General features: G+C 62.9%; 11 protein-coding genes. 3 read left to right on the top strand and 8 right to left on the bottom strand.

The genetic code is table 11. From position 1 onward, the window contains the following. Window positions 1-142 precede the first annotated feature (142 nt). The 3 genes from BMI01S_RS01915 to BMI01S_RS01905 all read left to right on the top strand — a co-directional run bounded on the left by BMI01S_RS01915 (window position 143) and on the right by BMI01S_RS01905 (window position 2,487). Entirely contained in the window at window positions 143-1,057 is a 915-nt protein-coding gene (locus BMI01S_RS01915; protein WP_154671123.1) for a dihydrodipicolinate synthase family protein, read from the top strand. 79 nt (window positions 1,058-1,136) lie between these two features. Continuing rightward, a complete protein-coding gene (locus tag BMI01S_RS01910) occupies window positions 1,137-2,174 on the top strand; it encodes an Ldh family oxidoreductase (protein WP_028229932.1) in 1,038 nt (345 codons plus the stop codon). Window positions 2,175-2,265: 91 nt separating this feature from the next. Next, window positions 2,266-2,487, top strand: a complete 222-nt coding sequence (locus BMI01S_RS01905; protein ID WP_154671122.1) for a hypothetical protein — start codon at window positions 2,266-2,268, stop codon at window positions 2,485-2,487. Between the two features lie 278 nt (window positions 2,488-2,765). Here BMI01S_RS01905 and BMI01S_RS01900 read toward each other — a convergent pair whose 3' ends face one another. The 8 genes from BMI01S_RS01900 to BMI01S_RS01870 all read right to left on the bottom strand — a co-directional run bounded on the left by BMI01S_RS01900 (window position 2,766) and on the right by BMI01S_RS01870 (window position 18,620). Next, window positions 2,766-3,644: a peptidylprolyl isomerase gene (locus BMI01S_RS01900; protein WP_051381282.1), complete on the bottom strand. Its 879-nt coding sequence runs from the start codon at window positions 3,642-3,644 to the stop codon at window positions 2,766-2,768. 28 nt (window positions 3,645-3,672) lie between these two features. Then, window positions 3,673-5,487, bottom strand: a complete 1,815-nt coding sequence (locus BMI01S_RS01895) for a ShlB/FhaC/HecB family hemolysin secretion/activation protein (RefSeq protein ID WP_042288139.1) — start codon at window positions 5,485-5,487, stop codon at window positions 3,673-3,675. A 2-nt stretch (window positions 5,488-5,489) separates the two neighbouring features. Next, window positions 5,490-7,562, bottom strand: coding sequence for a two-partner secretion domain-containing protein (locus BMI01S_RS01890; protein ID WP_244884633.1), 2,073 nt, complete (start codon window positions 7,560-7,562; stop codon window positions 5,490-5,492). A 419-nt stretch (window positions 7,563-7,981) separates the two neighbouring features. Then, window positions 7,982-8,416: a hypothetical protein gene (locus tag BMI01S_RS01885; RefSeq protein WP_051381281.1), complete on the bottom strand. Its 435-nt coding sequence runs from the start codon at window positions 8,414-8,416 to the stop codon at window positions 7,982-7,984. Window positions 8,417-8,636: 220 nt separating this feature from the next. Next, complete coding sequence (locus BMI01S_RS40600) at window positions 8,637-8,873, bottom strand: hypothetical protein (protein ID WP_154671121.1); 237 nt, start codon at window positions 8,871-8,873, stop codon at window positions 8,637-8,639. 185 nt (window positions 8,874-9,058) lie between these two features. Beyond that, complete coding sequence (locus BMI01S_RS01880; RefSeq protein ID WP_051381279.1) at window positions 9,059-9,313, bottom strand: hypothetical protein; 255 nt, start codon at window positions 9,311-9,313, stop codon at window positions 9,059-9,061. A 916-nt stretch (window positions 9,314-10,229) separates the two neighbouring features. Continuing rightward, a complete protein-coding gene (locus BMI01S_RS01875; RefSeq protein WP_028229926.1) occupies window positions 10,230-10,508 on the bottom strand; it encodes a hypothetical protein in 279 nt (92 codons plus the stop codon). A gap of 9 nt (window positions 10,509-10,517) precedes the next feature. Next, window positions 10,518-18,620, bottom strand: a complete 8,103-nt coding sequence (locus BMI01S_RS01870; protein WP_051381277.1) for a beta strand repeat-containing protein — start codon at window positions 18,618-18,620, stop codon at window positions 10,518-10,520. Window positions 18,621-19,120: the final 500 nt, after the last annotated feature.

Here is a 19,120-nt window from a genome sequence, read left to right as displayed (position 1 = left end):
AGAAGTCAAGCAGCGGACTATGCAGATTTCGTCTTCCTGAGAAGCGAAAGGCCCCAAGCGTCAAACGATCTGGACAGCGATACTCCACTCATATTCAACAGGTACCGGCGCGAGCCGCTACGCATTCAAGGAGTGAGTCACAGTGAGCGCTATCCAGTGGAGCGGGGTGTTCCCCGCCGTCAGCACGCAGTTCAAGGCGGACTTCTCGGTCGACATCGACGCGACGCACCGGGTGGTGAGCAACCTCGTGAAGGACGGCGTGTCGGGGCTCGTGGTGTGCGGCACCGTCGGCGAGAACACTTCGCTCGCGACGCACGAAAAGATCGCGGTGATCGAAGCCGCGCGCGACGCCGCCGGCGGCAAGGTGCCGGTGATCGCGGGTATCGCCGAATTCACCACCGAATTCGCGCGCCAGACCGTGAAGGAAGCGGCGCGCGTGGGCGTGGACGGCGTGATGGTCATGCCAGCGCTCGTCTATTCCGCGAAGCCGCACGAGACGGCCGCGCATTTTCGCGCCGTGGCTTCGAGCACCGACGTGCCCGTGATGGTCTACAACAATCCGCCGATCTACAAGAACGATGTCACGCCCGACATCCTTATCGCTCTTCAGGATTGCGAAAATATCGTCTGCTTCAAGGATTCTTCGGGCGACACGAGCCGCTTCATCGATCTGCGCAACGCCGTGGGCGACCGCTTCGTGCTGTTCGCGGGCCTCGACGACGTGGTGGTCGAAAGCGTGGCCGTGGGCGCGCAAGGCTGGGTCTCGGGCATGTCGAACGTGTTCCCCAGGGAGGGCGAAACGCTCTTCCGTCTCGCGAAGCAAAAGCGCTTCGACGAAGCGCTCGCGCTCTATCGCTGGTTCATGCCGCTGCTGCATCTCGACGCGCGCCCCGACCTCGTGCAGTGCATCAAGCTGTGCGAGGAACTGGTGGGCCGCGGCAGCGCCGTCACGCGCCCCCCGCGCCTGGCGCTCGAAGGCGAGGCGCTCGCACATGTGAAGGCCGTCGTCGAGAAGGCGCTGGCCACGCGCCCCGCCCTGCCGGACGTCGGACTCTGACCGCACCGTTCTCCCGATCCTTCTTCGCTTCATCGAAACCGGGCCGCACAGGCCCGGTTTGTCTTTTCACACGGATGCCATGTCCACTACCGCCACGAACGACGCACCGGCACAGGTCGTCCTCACGCTCGACGAAGTCTTCGCGCTCTCGCGCAACGTTCTGTTGCGGCACGGCATGTCCGAGGCGCATGCCGATGCGATCGCGCGCGTCATCACCCAGGGCCAGCGCGACGAATGTCATTCGCACGGCATCTATCGCCTGCTCGTCTGCGCGCGCTCGCTCAAGAGCGGCAAGGTCGAGGCGCGCGTAGAGCCCACGCTGCGCGATATCGCGCCCGGCGTGCTCACCGTGGACGCGCATTACGGCTTCTCCCTCCTCGCCTTCGAAACCGGGCTTCCCGTGCTCGCGCAGAAAGCGCGCAGCCAGGGCATCGCGGCGATGGCCATCAACCGCTGCTTTCATTTTTCGGCGCTGTGGCCCGAGGTCGAAGCCATCGCGGCGCAAGGGCTCGTGGGCATCGCGATGAACCCGAGCCATAGCTGGGTCGCGCCGGCGGGCGGCACGCGCGGCGTGTTCGGCACGAATCCGCTTGCGTTCGCGTGGCCGCGCGAGGGGCGCCTGCCCTTCGTATTCGACTTCGCGACGAGCGCGATCGCGCGCGGCGACATCGAACTGCACGCGCGCGAGGGCAAGCCCATTCCGCCGCATTGGGCGCTCGACAGCGACGGCCAGCCGACCACCGATGCGCGCGCCGCGCTGGACGGCGCGATGCAGACGTTCGGAGGCCACAAGGGCTCGGCGCTCGCGGCGATGATCGAACTGCTCGCGGGCGCGCTGATCGGCGACCTCACGAGCATGGAGTCGCAAGCCTTCGACGAGGGCGCGGGCGCGAGCCCCTGTCACGGCGAACTCGTCATCGCCATCGATCCGCGCCGCTTCGGAGGCGACGGCTACGAAGCCGGCCAGGCGCGCGCGGAGCGGCTGTTCGCCGCGATTACCGCGCAGGGCGCGCGCCTGCCGTCGCAGCGCCGGTTCGAGGCGCGCGAGCGCAGCGAACGCGAAGGCGTGAAGGTGCCGCGCGCGCTATACGACGATGTGCTGAAACTGCTCGACTGAAGCCGGATCGCGATCCGGCTTGGCGCTCGCGTGCGAGCTGAGGACCGGAGCGCGCCGGAATCGTGTCGAGAATTTCTTGGCGAGACTCGAAATGAGCCCTCTCTACGCGCGGCAACTTGATACGCCGGATGGGACACGAAAGATTCTCAACGAGTCCAGGAAAGAGGCTGACGTTGGTGCATTGCGAACCGAGCTAACGGCGTTGATCGAAGCGGCTGAAACGGACTACCTTACATACCTTCCGTTCTATCAGGATCAGACGCTCGCTCTCATCTCCGCCCGCAGAGCGTTGAACGAAGCTGTCATACAGTGAAACTACCGCGTCGAGTTCATTACACAACATTTCCCCGACCACCGAAGTTTTCCCTCCAGCTCTATGGTTGGTCCGCACTTCAGCGTGCCCGTAGGCGATTGGCCGGACCCGCAGCCGGGAGTCCGTATCGAAGCGCATGATCTGCACGATCGCCAGTGCCGCGATGAACGCGCGATCCGAGACGCCAAGACTCACGAGCCGTGCGAGCAGCGCCCGTTTGTCATCGGACAGGCGCGCACACGCAGTACGCAGACCCAGCGTTGGTGGCAGCTTCGACGTTACTGCTGAATGTTCGCGGTCTTGAGCTGGTTCGCGGTGAACTGCGCCGCAGCCTTCTGCAGCGCGAGCGCTTCAAGCTGCTGGCGCATGGCCCCCTTCGCCTGATCGAACGCCGGCAGTTGCATCGCGCGCTTCGCATCGAGCTTCACGATCACCCACACGTTGCCGACCTGAACTGGCTGCGGCGTCATCCCGCCCACTGGCAGTTTGGCGATCGTCTGCGCCAGCACGAGCGGCAGCCCCTGTGTCTTGCCCTCGGTCGCCGGGACGGGATAGCTCACCCATGGCATCTCACCGCCGTTCGCCTTGGTCGGTGCAATGCTGTACTGCCTCGCCAGCGCATCGAACGCACCGCCCGACTTGACCTTGCCAAGGACCGCTTTCGCCGTCGCTTCATCCGTCACGGAGATGATGCGCGTCTTGAACTCATCCTTGCCGAGCGACGCGACAATGGCGTCATAGCGTGCCTTCACCTGGTCGTCCGTCACCGGCTCGGGATGAATGTTGTCCTTCAGATACAGCTGGATTTCGGTCCCGATTTTCGCGTCCACTGCTGCCTGCTGCACTTCCGGCTTCTGGTCGTAGTGCGCCTTCTCCGCGCTCTGGCGCAGAACTTCGCGCGCCACGAGTCCGTTTGTGAGCGTCTGGCGTAGTTGCGCCGTGTCGGGCTGTCCGGTCTTCGCCGTCACCTCACGCACAGCGGCGTCGAGCTGGCTCTGCGCCACCGTTACGCCATTGACGATGGCCACCGCACCCGCTGGCAGGCTCAAAGCGGGTGCGTCGGCTGCATACACAAACGACGGTGCGAGCGCACCGAGCGCCACCGAAGCAAAAGCCGTTACGCACGCAGCGCGAATCAGGGTATTGATCTGGAACATTTGGTACACCTTTGGGAAAAAAGTCCGCCTAGAAAGACCAGTTGATGGTGCCGAGCGCGAGCGTCGACTTCGGGCCAATGGCCGCAGGCCTGGCCAGTTGCCGCCCCACCATCGCCTCGCCCGAGAACTGCTGGTGGCGCCACTGCCATTGCGCACGCAGGCCCGCTCCCACGCCCGCTAGCGTCGAAAAGCCCGGCACCGCGATGAGGTCTGCCTTGCCCGCGTCGAGAAACACGTAGGGCTCAATGCGCCCGTCGTGCCACACCGGCACGTTCACCCATGCGAGTTCGTTGCGCGAGTAAAAGCCCCGGTCGCCCGCGATGTCGCCCGAACGGAAGCCCCGGATCGTGTCCATGCCGCCGAGATAAAGCTGGTCGTTGCCGTAAAGCGCCACATTCGTGTACTGGCCGCCCAGCGCACCACGATAGGCGATCGCCACGCGCCCGAGCTTGGGCAGCGGTACGGTCCACGTCGCCGTCGCGTCGAACTTCGTGAACTGCGCATGCGCAGAGTCACGCGGGAAATCCGGCCCATCGTGGTCCGCGCCGAACCACGGCAGACCCTGCGAGAGACCTGCGTCGAGGGTGAAGTTGCCGGGCGCCTCGTTGAGCATGAAGCGGTGCAGCCAGTTGCCGCCCACGCGCAGCACCGCCTCGCGCTGTGGATTGAGATCGATGTTGTTGATCTCACGGTCCGTGCGTCTCCACGTGAGCGTCGCGTCGAGCGCGGTCAGGTCCGACTGCGTGCGCCCAAGCTGGTAGTTCCACCCGAAGATGTGGCTCAGCGTGCGTCCGTACTCGAGGGCGGTCGTGCCGATCACCTGCTGGTACTCGGAGTCCGAGAGCGTGTAGCTGAAGGTATGACGGCCCCACGGAATCGCGAACGAGCCGACGAGTGCGTTGCTCTCGATACTGTCGATATAGTTCAGGCTCAGCGACTCCTGCAGGCCGATCAGGTTGTCGGCCTCGACGCCAGCACGGTATCGCGTCACGCCTGTCGATTGAGCGCCATAGTTATCCACGCCCAGCGTGTAGTACGTGCGGTCGCCGGGTTGATTGCTGATCGCGACCACAGAATCGCCCACCGTCTGCCCCGGCAGGACCTGAACGCTGGCCTGGTTGCGTCGCAGGCGGTTGATCTGCGCCACGCCCTGATCGATGTCGGACAGCCGCAACGGATCGCCCGGGCCGGACGGGAACGCGTTCTGGTAGCCCGCGTCGGTAAGCCACCCGCCCCCGGAGGATGGCTCGTTCGTCGCGAGGCGATGGATGGGTTTGCCATTGACCATGAAGTCTTCGATACGCCCCATCTGGATCACAACCGTCAGCACGCCCGCGCCGATGTTCTGCGGTCCCAGCACCGCGCGCGTCGTGACGTACCCTACGGATACGTAGGCATTCGTGAGTCGCTGCAGCAGCACGTTAAGGCGGTGCGAGCCGATATCGTGACCGGTAAACGCTGCCGTGATCGCGTCGAGCGTCGACTGGGAAACGACCGTGCGCACGAGGGGCTGGCCACCGGGTCCTGTCAGCACGATCTGGCGGACGCGGAAGGTCGGCCCGGGTTCGGGAATCTGGTCGACCGGCGTGTCCAGCGGGATGTTCAGCGCCGTGCCGCCGCCCTGCGGGGCGACGCTGATCTGTGCGGGCGGCTCGGCAAGCTGCCGCTGGCGTGTGGCCTCGCGCTGCTGGTCGATCAGTTGCTGCCCGGGGTCCTGTACCGGACGCGGCGCGGCAGGTGGTGCAACAGGAGGTGGAGGAGGCGGAGTCTGTGCGCAGACGTTCGTTACGACGGCGATCGCCGCAGGGAGGGCGGCGAGCCTCAGGCTAATCTTCGTCTGCATCGTCAGAACCACAACCATGTCGTCAGCCCGAGGTGCTGGCCGATCTGCACCGGCGTCCTCGACGGCGCGCGCAGCGTCGTCACGTTACCGTTGACTCCCTGCCCACCCGAGATATAACCGCCGTTGATGATGGCGTCGCCCGTGAGCGTCACGAGGCCGTCCGCCGTAAAGCCCCCTCCGATATCCATCGCGATGAGCTGTGCCCAGGTCGAGCCGAAGAATGCCTTGAAGCCGCGGCTCTGGTTGATGGACGAGTAACCCGTCACGCCTGTGGCATAGGAAAGCGGCGCGTCGACCGTGAGGTTCCCGTGCGCATAGACGTTGCCGCCGATATCCGACGCGCTCGTACCCGCCTTGATGGTCATGTCGCCACCCGAGAGGATCGAGCCGCCGTAGGGCGTCACGTTGCTCGACGCGCTGCCGTGGCAGAAGACGAAGCAGCTCCGCGAGTAGCTCGCCTGTCCGGCGAACACCGCGGCATTGGTGAACACACCCGTTGCATTGATCTTGATGTCGCCGTCATTCGATTGGATGATGCCACCCGAATTCGTGACGTTGCGTCCGCTGATCGACATCGGCCCGGTGGTCGACGCGATCAGCGCAAGCTGGTCCGGCTCATTGATGGTGCCGTAGTCGACGTTGAAGCCACTCGACCTGTGCTGGAAGAACAGGAAGCGTCCGCCCTCGTATGAGTACGCTACCGGCGTGCCGCTGTTGACACCGACGGAATGGTCGATGATGTTGTCTACGTCGCCCTGTGCGGCGAGCGTCATCGCGCCGTTCGCGAGGATTCGCGCGTTCTCGTTGGTAATGTCGCCTGGAGCGGTTAGCGCCGCTGCACCATTCACGGCGAACAGGATGCCAAGGTTCGCTGCGTCCGAGCGGTTCGTGATGCTGCCGCCCGCGTTGAGTGTCAGGTCGCCGCCTGTGAGCGATCCGTCCGGCTGCACATAACCCGACTGGATGAGGCTGCCGGTGTTGGTGATGTCGCCCGTCGCGGCGAGCGTCACGGCGTTGCCTGCTGCGACGGTCGAAGGCCCGGCAGACGCGTCAGACACGGCAATGCTGCCTGCACTGACGTCTACGTCATGACTCGCCGAAACCGCTGCGCCGTGGACCGACACAGCGCCGGGCGTAGTCATCGTCACGTCATTGGCGGCGGTCACCTTGCCGCCCGCGACCGTGATATCGCCATTGGCCTGCACGACCGCATCACCCGCCGTGGCGTAGAGCGTGCCGGCACTGCGCACACCCGCGCCCTGATCGGTGACGATAAGCTGCACGCGTCCCGCAGTCAGTCCGCCTGCCTCCGTGATATCGATCGCGTAGCCGGATTGTTGCGCGCCCGGCGAGGTCTGGCTGATCAGCCAGTCGTGGCCGTTATCAGACGGCGAGAGGCCCGTATCCCACGTCGTCGTGCTGCTACCCGTGATCGCGCGGATGCCGCCAGTCGAACTCGAATAGCCGTTTGTAACCGGGCCGCTTACGGCGAGTTGCTTCGAGACGAGATCGAGGTTGATGAGGTTGCCCGTGAGACCACCCGGGCCGATAGTGATCGCGCCGCCGCTCGTGGTTAGCACGACGTTGCGCTGAATCTGGCCCGGCGCGAGCGTAATATCGTTGAAGCTCACCTGGCCCGTCGACAGGACGACATGCCCCGCGTTCACGAAGGAGCCACCGTCGACGGTGACGCCGTTCGGGTTCGCAAGGATCACGTTCGCGCGAGGGCCAAGGACGTTGATGGCCCCCTGGATCAGCGAGGGATTCGTGCTGGTGACCTGGTTGACGATGGTGCGCGCGTTGATGCCCGCATTGTTCAAATCCGCGCCCGCAGTCGTGACGTTGAACGAGCGGTAGGTGTTGTTCGACACACCGCCGACGGCAGGCGCGATGGCGACGGTCTGATGGCCATTCGCGGTCGTCGAAACGCTCGTCGCGGTGCTGCCATCGGCGACGATCCCGGCGGCATAAGCGCCTGGAATTGGTGACGCGAGTGCAATCCCGATACATAGCGCTCGCAACAGAACTGGCCCATCCCCGGCATACGTCGTATCCATGCTTTTAGTTATGCTCATTCTTTATTTCACCAGCGCCGCTTTTCCCAATCACACCCGCTGAACCCGGCTTCGTTGGTCGTGAAGCCATCGCAGCCAAACAATCCGCGTCCATCGAACAGCAAAGACGAGAGCGCGGACATCATCACCGATCATCTCAGCAACAGACCAACCAACTTCGGAGCAATGCCCTACCCCGACTGCCGCCGCTGAAGACGTGAGGTCCCAGCAAGCAGCGCGCCGTTCCCGGTTGTCTGCGCTTCAGCAGTTGTTCCAACCGCGCTGCACCCATCGCTGTCGCAAACGCCACGGGTACCACTTGCTACCCCTGATGGAGCGGCGCACCAGCTGGGTCGATTGCTCTCACGAAGTAAGAAACTGAGAGCCGTGCCAACCTCACCCGCTACGCGGCGCCCCCCTTTAACGACCCGGTCACTATCTCACGCGGTGAGCGGCTTCCCCAGCATCTTGACGGGGCGCGCCGTGTCTCCCCGTGCATCGTCACCCAACGGCGCGACGTAAATGAACTGAATCATCAGGCAGACGATGACGCCTAATATTTGAACGATTCGCGTGGCCGAGAAAAAGGCGCCATTTCCTGGGATAAAAAAACGAACTGCGCCAACGCGCGGCACCATGCCAACTCCGTAACTCGATGCCGACACCGGCCCGCGCAGAGCGGCTGGCGTACCAACGACGAAAAACGCAAACAACATCGCGCCAAGCGCTGCAGTGCCAATATGCAATTTGATGAGCCAATCGAGCTGAACTAGCGCAGAAGACGTACTGCGATGGGCAAGGTTGATGTACGCGGACAGGGCCGTGCAGCCAGCACAGAAGCCGGCAGCAAAAAGCGTGGATTTCAAGTTCGCCATTGTTTGTTTTCCGTAACACGTCCCAATCGAAGCTGGGGAATTTCAATCGGGCGCTGTCCCGGCGCATGACTGGATTCGTCTCTCTGCTGCTGTCCGGGCGACAATTTGCGCACGCTGCTGCGACAGTAACGGCACCTTGTACGGTGTATTCCAACGCACCTGCAACACTCCTTCCGACAGCTGTCGTATGAGAGGGGATGGAGTCGCGATCTCGCCACAACTACGGTCCTAACGCGCGATCAAGATAACCGTGCAACGTGAGCAATCGCGCCTTCAAGCCAGGAGCAACCGCGGCATCTGCCGCCATGTTTGCTAAACGCCAATGCAAAATCATGTAAATTTCCGTCCCGGTAGCACCTTCCACAAGCGCGCTCCGAAGTTGGTCGGCGTAGTCATTCAGGCCTGCTGCATCGAGCAAATCAGCTACAGTCCGGGTTTCTTGATATGGCTCGTTCATCGTCGGATGTTCAATGTGAGCCCTGCGTACCAAACGACTTCATCTGGACGCCACAACTAGGCACCACGCAAGACGCGGTAAGGCTTTCCAGACCGTCACGCCCCCGACGTGCTCCGCCAGGACGAGCCACCCCATAAGCAGAGCCAGCAATGGCGAGAGGCGACGGGCTGCTCCCAGCTCAAGCATCACGGCAACAGACCAACCAGTTTTGCTGCAATCCGCTGCGTATGTTGCTCATCACCTTCAAGCCCGATGCGCTCCATCTCGATCCAACGCAGATGACTGTAGACCTCCATATTCGACTGCCCAGCGCGGAGCATTCGGCATATACCAGGAACGTACATGTCGTATTCGTCCTGCGCCTCGGGTATATCCTTGACTCCGATTGGGTCCCACTCTTGAATCAGGACCTTCTGCACCTTGGCTTCAAGGGTATTCATTGAATCACTCATTTGCCTGGCGCTCCTGGAATGACGGTAACTACACGACCGGTGGTCGAGTTCGTAATAACACGAACATTATTCACGGAATCGTAATACCCCGTCGTCCCCGCCCCGGTGGGATACACAACCCCATTCTGAATCGTGTTTTGAACTACCGAAGGTGGGATGCCACGCCCTTGCATTTGATCAATCGCGTGGGCAGTGTAGTCAACCCCATTAATGGTCGTAGGAACGTTTGTTCCTCGCGGCACCGTCATTGGACTGCCGCTTACGCCGACTGGACTCGTGGCCTCGCTGTTTGTGGCAACTCATCGGTCCAGTTGCTACCACGCTTCATCGAGAGTGACATCACTCATCCTTCAGGTCGCAGACCACACCCAATGCTGAGGCTCGTTCCAAGAAATATGCGCTGCGATCTTGAGCAACCCTCACGCTAATCGGCTCCCCTGCGAGTACCGAATCTACGCAACTTTTCCCTTCCGACAGGGTGAAGCCACAGCACTCGCGAAGCAATGAGCCAAACTGAACTTTATTGAACCCGGGCCGCCACCCGGTCACGCGAATCATAGTCATTAGTTTACCTTGATCGTTATGCTACGCGGTACCTTTCCTGGGCTCGCACCAGATGTTCGTGTTCCGCCGTTGATCACAACTTCGTCCACGCCGTACTGCTGTCCTAAAGCGCGCGCAATGTTACGTAGCTGGCTGAGGCTGCTCGATCCAGCCCCGGGGCCATCAATATGCATGCCATTCAATACAAGCTGATTGCCATTTTGAGTCATTTCAGTAACAACAGAAAGGTCTCCGTTCGCCCCCGGAATACTGAACTGATAAATGTTCCCGTCTTGCTCTACGAGCTTGATGCCGCTGTTTGTGGCAACACCTCATCACAAAGCGCCGTCGCATCTACCTGTCATTCCGCTGGCGAAAATACTTCGAAACGGCACCACCTCGGAAAATCGCCCGTAAAGATGAAGAAGTCATCTATGTAGCTAAGTCCCAGCTTTTCGAGGCTTCTCATACAGTCATCTGCCGCATCACCTCCAAAGAACGGCCCCAGCGATACGAACTCGTTAGATTGATCAAAGTATCCTTCGAAATGAAATTCGCTAAGGGCGGGGGATAGATCCACTTGCTTGTCCTCCAAAGCCTTACGGCGGACGACAATTCCGAAATCTGATGAAACGCGCATGCTTCGCTCCTACTTAGCCTTGGGCAGGGTCACACCATTCGGCACATTGATCGTGACGTTGTAGATCGGCCGACTCGTTGATGGTTGCAATATCTGGAAATTATTGGACGCATTTCCAGGTTGCAGCATAGCACTCGGCACAGCGAAATCGATTCGTACGGTTCCGTTGGCACCAGGCGGGTATGGCGCGCCTGCGGTAGTCACATAGACTTGGGGCGTGCCATTTTGCGGTATCCCAGAGGGAATTGCCGTCCCTTGGTTTTGAACCCAAAGAGACGCTTCTGCGGGAGACACCCAGCGTGAGACCGTAACATATCCTGGTGGAAGCGGCCCGCTTGCGGCTCCTGAGCCCATTGGATAAACCGCGTACGTGTTCGGAGGGGGCGCAATCGTGTTTGTGGCTCCAGCCGCGCCCCCAGTAAGCGGCACACCGTTCCCGGTTGTTTGCGCTTCAGCAGTTGCCCCAGCGGCGCCCTGAACAGCAACCTGGGTCGATGGCAGAACCGGGACCGTATCCTTTTCGACGTCGACCTGCATGCCCGGCTCGCCGCCGTTTGTTCCGATGCTCCCGAGCGGCTTGGTATGCCCCGGACCGCCCGAGTTGTTCAGCGCCTCGCTCTGCGCCGCACTGATCGCGCCCTGCACGTTCAAACCGGCCAGCGCCGCCGCGCTGCCGCCGGTAAGTGTTGCAAACGCCGCCAGCACGGCCTGCTGGCCCTGGTTGAGGTCTGCACCGCTCGGGTCAATTGCGCTAACGAAGCTCGGCGAAAGCGCCGCACTCACAGCCGCGCCGACAGCACCTCCGCCGCACCCATCGCCCGTAGCTGCACCCGCTGCACAGCCGAGCGCAGCATGACTCAGGATGCTGGCCAGCACGTTCGGATTGGCACCGGTCGCTCCGAACAGGTTTCCGATCGCATAGTTCGCCGACGCCGCCACGTCATTCACCGCGCTATCGCGAAGGTTCGTCAATAAGCTGCCGCCCTCGATCGCCGTCTGCGTTCCTGCCTGGATACTCGCGACCGCTGCGAGCGCGAGTGCAGCCTCAACCGGATTGCCAGTCGCCGAAGTCGCCGTCGGCACCATCACGCCTCCTACGGCCTGCACACCGGCCAACGCGGCAAGGCTGTTTGTCGAGGCGTTCGTCGTGAAGCCCAGCGCACCGTTCGCATAGGTGATGCCGTTTGTCAGGCCCGCCGTTACGAACGCTGTCGCACCCGCCTCGAACAGTTGACCGACATTGAAGCTGCCGTTGCCGAACGCCACCTGCTCCAGCGAATTGCTGACCATGCCGCCGATCGCAGCCGAAATAGCCGCATTACCGACACCCGCAGCCGAACCTGCACCCGCAGCGGCAAATGTCGTCCCGGAACCGGCGGTCGCTCCCGCCGCTGCGCCGATGCCCGCTGATGCTGCGCCCGCCGACACCACCGCGATGAAGACGAGTACCGCCATCTCGAAGACGGTGTCGAAGGTCGACGGTACGCCGATCAGGTCCGTGTGCAGGTGGTCGCTGACCGTGGTCTGCGTGAAGTTGCCACCAAGCTGGCTCTTCAGGTTCGCAAGTAGCTGCGAGGTTGCCGCTGCGTTTGCACTGCCATCCGCGTTGACCTGCTGTAGCGCCCCGCCGATCTGGTTCAGCGTGTCGACATTGAGCTGGTAGTTCGCAGCGGTCATCACACCGCCCTGATCCACAACCGTGCCAGTCGTCTTTGCCAGTACGCCGTCCTGCACCAACTGGAAAATCGTGCCGACATTGGTCGAACGTTGCTCGTTCGTCAGCGTGCCCGTGTTGACCGTCAGGTACTGCGCGGTCACCGTGCCTGTGTTGAGGATGCTGTTCGCGTAGTTGAGCGCGACGTTCGTACCGGTAATTTCGCCGTCCGCGCTCACCACCGCATAGTTCTGCGGCAGCAGCACCTCGGGCATGAGCGCCTGCACTGTCGGGCACGTGCCGTTGCCGGTTGCCGTGCAACCCGGCTCGGGCACCGTCTGCTCGACGTACCACAACATCGGGGCGTTGATCTGCGCGAGCTGCGCCTGGCTCAGTTGTGTGCCAAGCGCGATGTTGTTCTGCTTGGCATACTGGAGTGCCGCGCCGTAAAGCGCCGCCGTGTCCAGGTTATTGATCGTCTGCTGGCTGGCGCTATCCGTCTGCGACGGCAGCGCGTAGAAGCTCGACTTGCCGGTTGCCTGCAGGGCGGCCTGCTCAACCTGCTGCGCCTGCGTGTACGGATCGTAGTAGAACTGTGCCGTAGCCGGCTGCAGGCTCGCGGGCAGCGCAGCCAGCAGCGAAGCGGGCGACAGGTCGCCCGTCACCGCCGACGCCGGGCTGTTGACCAGGTATGTGACATTGATCGTCTGGCCGCCGACGGTCGTCACGGTCGTGCCTGCCGGCGCGCTCGTGCTGGCCACCGCAGGCGCCACCGGCTTGCCCACCGTCGTCACGCCGATAAGCGATTGCTGCGGTACGTTCGCAGCTCCCGTCACCGACACCAGCTGGCCGCTCAGATTCGTTACCTGCCCCGCGGCATTGACCGTGGTCGTCGCCGTCGACGGCACCGCAGGCGGGCCGAGCGTGATCACCTGACCCGCCACGGCAGGCGGCGGCGTGTAGACGTTCGGGTTCGTCAGGCCGTTCACGAGCGTCGAGCCCGTGAGGGTCACGGTCTGTCCGACCACATTGCCGGTGTTGGTCAGCGTGGGCGAAGTCACCGCGAGGTGACTACCCGCCTGGATCGTGCCCGGCACGAAATCCGGCAGGCCCACCGCACTCGGCAGTCCGGCGGGGTCCTGCGCCTGACTCGCGTTGTATGCGCTGCCGTAAAGGCTCGCACACAGCGACGGATTGTTCGCGCAGCCCCAGACGACTCCCCCGGGCGTGGGCGAATGCCAGTACGCGTTCAGGTACTGGTTGTTGCTCGATGCGCTGCTCGCGGCGTTGATCGTGACGTTGTTCAGGCCCGTCACGAGGCTGCCCGTGTTGGCGAAGGTACTGGTACTGATGTTAACGTCGTGGTTCGCCGTGATCGTCGCCGGGTTGGCCGACTGCACATCGACATACGCCTCGCAGTTCTGCGAGCAACCGGAAAACGGCGATGCGCTGCCGTAGTTCTGGTGAACCTGCACCGGCGCGGCAATGGTGTTGACAACGCTCGCCGCGCTGATATTGACGTCGTTGGCCGCGGCGATCGCGCCCGAGGTGTTCGTCACACTCGCGGTCTGCGTGAGGTTCGTGGGCGTGACCGTGCTGTCGCTGGCAGTTGTGCCTGCTCCACCGATCACGACGTTGCGACCCGCGACCAGGTTGCCATAGGTATTGCTGACCGCATTCGCGGCAATGACGACGTCATTGCCCGCCGTGACGTTCGCGTTGGTCTGCTGGTAACTGTAGGTCTGCGAATTGTTGTTGGTTGTGGACCCGGCATTGCAGCCTGAGTAGCCTGCCGCGCATCCCACCGCGGTCGTCATCGTTCCGGTGTTGGTACCCTTGTTCGTAAAGCTGTTCGCGTTGATATTGACGTCGTTGGTTGCCGCGATGGTGCCAGCGTTCGTGAGATCACCGCCGGCCAGATTCACGTTGTGACCCGCCGCGATCTGCCCCACCTGGCCCTGCACCGTCACTGATGACGAGGTCGAGGTAGGCGTAACCGTGCCCGGCGCGTCTAGGGCGATGCCTGCCGTGATGATGCAGATACCGGGATTGCTTGTGCACGGGTCCGGTCTGCCGTCGTAGGGGTTGTAAAAACTGCCCCAGACCGAGATCGTCGAGGGCATCTGTGCAAGGAAGGTATTGAGCGAAGCCAGGTTCACCGTGTCGGTTACGGTGGAGGTGTACGTCGAGCCACCGTTGTTGAGCGACTGCACATTGATGTTCGCGTCATTGCCAGCGCTCACAGTGCCGGCCTGGTTATTGAGGCTCGTTGCCGTGATACCGAGATTGTGTCCAGCTGCAATGACCGAACTGGCACCCGGCGTGCCGCCAGTCGTGGTCGTCGTTTCAGTGACCGAGGGCAGCGTGATCGTCTTGGTCGCGATACCGAAGCCGGCGTTGGCCGCAGTTTGCACGAACCACAGGTTCTGGATCGTGCCGCTGCCGTCATCCGTGGGAATTTGGACGAGCGTGACCGTATTGCCGCTGATGGCCGGCTGCGAGACTTGTGTCCACGACAGATGCACGCCCGCCATCAACGCGTCGATCGAGGTGGGGTCGGCGACGCCCGTCGGCGAAAGCGCGTCGGCCAGCGTAACCTGGGTGTTGTTGTAGGCGAAGGTGTTACAGCAGAAGTGTTGATCGCCGCCGGAATACGTGGACGACCAGGCGATGATGTCCGTGCCCACCGTCATGCCCAGCGCAAGCGCCGGATTGGCGACGGTCGTCGTGGTCGTCGTAGTGCCCGAGCCCGATGCACCCGAATTGATGACGTTATTCGCGTGGATCGTGAGGTCGTTTTTCGCCGTCAGCGTGCCGCCAGAATTGGTCAGGTCGCCCGACAGGTTGACGCTCATGTTGCCGGCACCCGTCGACGCACCGGCTTTCGTGATACCACTCGAATTGTCGTAGCTCGAACCGTTTATGGAGAGCTGGTTCAGCGCCTCCACGGTACCCGCGTTCGTACCGGAACCGTTCAGTGTGAAGGCGCCGTTGCCGTGCACGGTCGCGCCTGCCGCGTTCGCCAGCGAGCCATTGACCGTGAGGTCCTGCGCCGTGATCATGCCACTGTTGGTCACCGCGCCGTTCAGCGCGAGCGTACCCGACGCCTGGTCGATGGTGCCGGTGTTGCTGATACCCTGACTCGCCGTGACATTCGCTTTCGAACCCGGCAGCGTCCACGTGCCACTATTCGTGATGGCGGCTACCGACAGGTTCAAGGCATTGCCACCGTTGGCCGTGCCGAATGCAGCCGACGATGGATCGAGCGTCTGATTCGGCAGGTTCAGCGTCACGCTGTTGAAACCGAGAATCTGCCCGTTCGTATTGTTATAGCTGCCAGCCGGACCGTTCACGTTGACCGTCACATCGCCGGTCGCCGCCGTCGGGTTGTTCACGTCGCCCGCGAAGATCATCCCGTTGCTGTCATTGAGCGTCGAGGTGGTCAGCGTGAGCGCATGGGTCGCCATCAGCGCGCCGCTGTTGGTCGTGCTGTTCGCCACCGTCACATTCGTGGTCGGCCCGTAGACTGTCCCGCTGTTCACGAGATTCGTGGCGTTGATGTTCGCGGTGGTCAGGCCCGAGAGCGCGCCCGTATTCGTCACGGCGAAACCCGACACGTTGAGCGCGCCGCGTGCCATCTGCGTGCCGGTATTCGCCACCGTGCCGCTTGACCCGCCTGAGAGCGTCGCGTCGCCGAGGTAAGCGCCCGTGCCGGTTGTCGTCAGGCTTTGCGTACCGGTCGCGTTGTACGTGCCGGCCACGATAGCGTTGCCGGTCGTCACGGTTGCGCCGGCAAGCGTCGCCGTACCATTCACAGCGAGCGTGCCCGCAGAGGTGTCGAGATTCTGCGCGGCGTTCGCCTGCAGCTTGCCGCCGACCGAGAGCGCCTGCGTCGCGATGTTCGTGCCGGTAAGCGCGGCGTTGCCCTGTACGGTTGTCGCGCCATTCAGCGCAAGCGTCTGCCCCGCGCCCAGCGTCGCGTTGCCCGCTGCCAAGACCGGGCCGCTCGCCGTGAGGCTCCCGCCCTGCGCGTTCAGATTCAGGTCGCCCAGCGACTGCACGCTGCCGGGTGCATTCACATCCTTGCCCGCCGTGACAGAAAGGTTGCCGCCGGTGAGCACATTTCCGCCGAGCGTCGCGTTGCCATTCGTGGCCTTGATCGCCGCGTTGCCCACCGCCGTCACCGCGCCCGTCGAGACGTTCTGCGCAGCGGTCGCAGTCAGGTCATTGCCGGTCTGCACCGCGCCTGTGAGCGCGATGCTGCTGCCCGCATTCAGCGTTGTGTTGTTCGCGACATTGATTGCGCCGCCGCCAGTGATAGTCCCTCCTGCCGTGACAGTCGCGTTGCCGGTGCCGTCCGCCTCGAGGCCGCCGTTCAGGGCCACGTTGCCGCCCGCGTTGATGCTCGTATTGCTGCCGCTATGGACTGCGCCCGCAATGGTGGTGTCCTGAGCCGAGTTCACCGTGACCGTGCCGGGACTCGTGAGCGTCCCGCCGACCGACACCCCGCCCGCCCCCGAGGTGATCGAGGCATTGCCCTGGCTGACGACCGTACCGCCCAGATTCACGCCCTGCTGGCCGCTGGCACTTAGGGTGCCGAGGCTCACCACGTCGCCGGTCGTAGTCAACGTGCCGGCGGCTCCCGACAGCGCCATGCTGCCGATCGACGACACCGCGCCGTTGATCGAGGCGTTCTTGCCCGCTGCAACCGTGAGCGTCGAGCCGGCGGTCGCCGCGCCTGCGAGCGTCGCGTTCTGCCCTGCGGTCACCGTGACAGTTCCCGGGGCGGTGACCGTGCCGCCCAACGTTGCGTTTGCGCCCGCGGTCACGGCCAGGTTCGTACCGGCCTGGAGGCTTCCGCCCGTCTGCACGTTCTGGCCGGCAGTCAGCGACACCGCATCGTTCGACGAGGCAACGTTGCCCTGCCCGGTGATCGAGCCGTTCCTGGCGGTGATCGAGACAGGTCCCTGTGCCTGCACGGTACCGCCGAGCGACATGTCCTGCGCGGCCGTTGTCGTGAGTGCCCCGTTGCTCTGCAGGTTGCCAGACACGGATGCCGAGCCGGTTTGCGCGGTGAGCGTGGTGTCGCCGACCGACGCCACCGAGCCGGTGACCGTCGCATTGCGCGCACCAGTCAGCGCGACCGTGCTGCCCCCCTGCACCGCCCCGTTGATCGTGAGGTCGCGACCCGCGGCGGCCGTGATCGTCCCCGGCGCGGTGAGCCCCGAATTGACGGTCAGGTCGCCAGTGCCCGTCCGCATGTTGACTGTGTTCGCCGAGAGCGAACCGAGCGTCATCGAGTTGCCCGCGATGAGACTCGCCTTGCCGTTGGCCGCAACCGAAGCCGCATTCAGGTTGTTGCCCGCCGTGAACGACACGTCCTGCCCCGCCGACACGCTCCCCGTCGCATTGACGTCGCCCGCTGCGTTGACGGTGTAGTTCTGGTTGGCAAGGCCTGCGGCCGTGATCGACGTGCTGCCCGCGCTGGTCAGATTGACGTTCTGGTTCGCGAAGGTCTGACCGACCACGATGTCGCCGTTGGAGTTGACGGATACATTGCCAGCGGTGCCCGCGAGCGTGCCCTGAAGGTTGACCCCCTGGCCCGCGGCCGTCGACACGATGAAAATCTGCCCCGACGTGACCGAGCCATATTGGCTTGCATCGACTGCGACCGCGCCGGGCGTGCCCGCAACGACATTCGAGGTGCCGTAGCTCGTGCCGGAACTGCCCGTCGCAGTGGGCGTCACCGTCTGGTTGCCCGTGATGACGTTGACGGTCTGGTCGGCGTACAGCGGTGCATTGAGGTTCACCGACTGACCGATGAGGTCAATATTTCCGACGGTCCCTTCGATGCCGGCACCCGGACCGTTCACGCCTGCCGGGCCGTTGATTGTGATGTTGCCCGATGAGACCTGATAGGCGAGCGCCCCCGCGTTCGCGAAAGTGGTCGGCGTGCCGCCCGGGCCGGTAATGAACTGCGGCACGCCCGTGGTCAGCACCAGTCCCGGCGCGTTCGTCAGCGCAAGTCCATTGACCGAGATACCATTCGGATTGCTTACGATCACATTCGCCGAACTTCCAAACACCTCCAGTGGGCCAGCGAGGGTCGAAGGCGTGGTCGACGTGACCTGATTGAGAATCGTGGTCGCCGCGCGGCCGTTGAGATTCGGATTCGCGCCGAGCGTGCCACCAAGCAGCGGCGTACCCGAAACCAGGCTGTTGTTCAGCACCAAACCTGCGGAATCGACATTGAACGATGTGTACTGGTTTGTGCTGATCCCCGCAGCATTGGGAGCGGCAATGTTCACTGCTGCCACCCCGGAGGTGGTCTGCGTAATCGTTGGCTGGAAGGTGACCGGCGCGCGAGGGTCGACGATCGGCGCGGCGTGCGCAGTCTGATCGGCAAGCAGTACGGCAGGCGCAAAGTACATCACCACCGTCATGACGGCGGCAGTCATGCGCATCCATAGCGGACGGCCAGCAACCTGCTGTTCCCCGGGCAAACGAATGAAACGTCGGTTTGCGAGCGCCGCTTCATGTGCGGCCAGTTGTTGTGCGTAGCGTGCTTTTTTTGCCATCTTTCTTGTACGACTGCAGCAAGTCATCTGGCGCGGAATTTAGCACTTACAGAATCTTTCGAGTGTCAGAATTTGTCATATGATTCGTTACGCATAACTATTTGCCTGCCTTCGATCAAATCGAACGCCTGAAAGCGCCTCTAAACGCCTGACTTGCTCAATTTTTGAGCCAAATGGGGGATTTTTGAGACCCAACCCGGTGATCAGCAACCGGTTGCTGCGCCGCAGCATATATTACAAATATTACGTCCGCGAGATCCGGGCCATAGGACCGTCGCGTGGCGATACCCGTGCCACACCATTGCCGGAGCCGGGAAAAGCCGCTGGAAGGAAGCAAGCCGGGGATGACGCTCGCGTAAAATATTTCGGACAGCTTAATC

Origin of the sequence: Paraburkholderia mimosarum LMG 23256 = NBRC 106338 (assembly GCF_000739815.1) — a bacterium.
Taxonomy (GTDB): domain Bacteria; phylum Pseudomonadota; class Gammaproteobacteria; order Burkholderiales; family Burkholderiaceae; genus Paraburkholderia; species Paraburkholderia mimosarum.
This window is presented reverse-complemented; position numbering and strand designations above follow the sequence as displayed.

Bases quoted from the DNA above. Each gene is read 5' to 3' on its own strand.
- BMI01S_RS01890 (WP_244884633.1), bottom strand. From the start codon at position 7,562: ATGAGCATAACTAAAAGCATGGATACGACGTATGCCGGGGATGGGCCA.
- BMI01S_RS01905 (WP_154671122.1), top strand. From the start codon at position 2,266: ATGAGCCCTCTCTACGCGCGGCAACTTGATACGCCGGATGGGACACGA.
- BMI01S_RS40600 (WP_154671121.1), bottom strand. From the start codon at position 8,873: ATGAACGAGCCATATCAAGAAACCCGGACTGTAGCTGATTTGCTCGAT.
- BMI01S_RS01900 (WP_051381282.1), bottom strand. From the start codon at position 3,644: ATGTTCCAGATCAATACCCTGATTCGCGCTGCGTGCGTAACGGCTTTT.
- BMI01S_RS01880 (WP_051381279.1), bottom strand. From the start codon at position 9,313: ATGAATACCCTTGAAGCCAAGGTGCAGAAGGTCCTGATTCAAGAGTGG.
- BMI01S_RS01885 (WP_051381281.1), bottom strand. From the start codon at position 8,416: ATGGCGAACTTGAAATCCACGCTTTTTGCTGCCGGCTTCTGTGCTGGC.
- BMI01S_RS01875 (WP_028229926.1), bottom strand. From the start codon at position 10,508: ATGCGCGTTTCATCAGATTTCGGAATTGTCGTCCGCCGTAAGGCTTTG.
- BMI01S_RS01870 (WP_051381277.1), bottom strand. From the start codon at position 18,620: ATGACTGCCGCCGTCATGACGGTGGTGATGTACTTTGCGCCTGCCGTA.
- BMI01S_RS01910 (WP_028229932.1), top strand. From the start codon at position 1,137: ATGTCCACTACCGCCACGAACGACGCACCGGCACAGGTCGTCCTCACG.
- BMI01S_RS01895 (WP_042288139.1), bottom strand. From the start codon at position 5,487: ATGCAGACGAAGATTAGCCTGAGGCTCGCCGCCCTCCCTGCGGCGATC.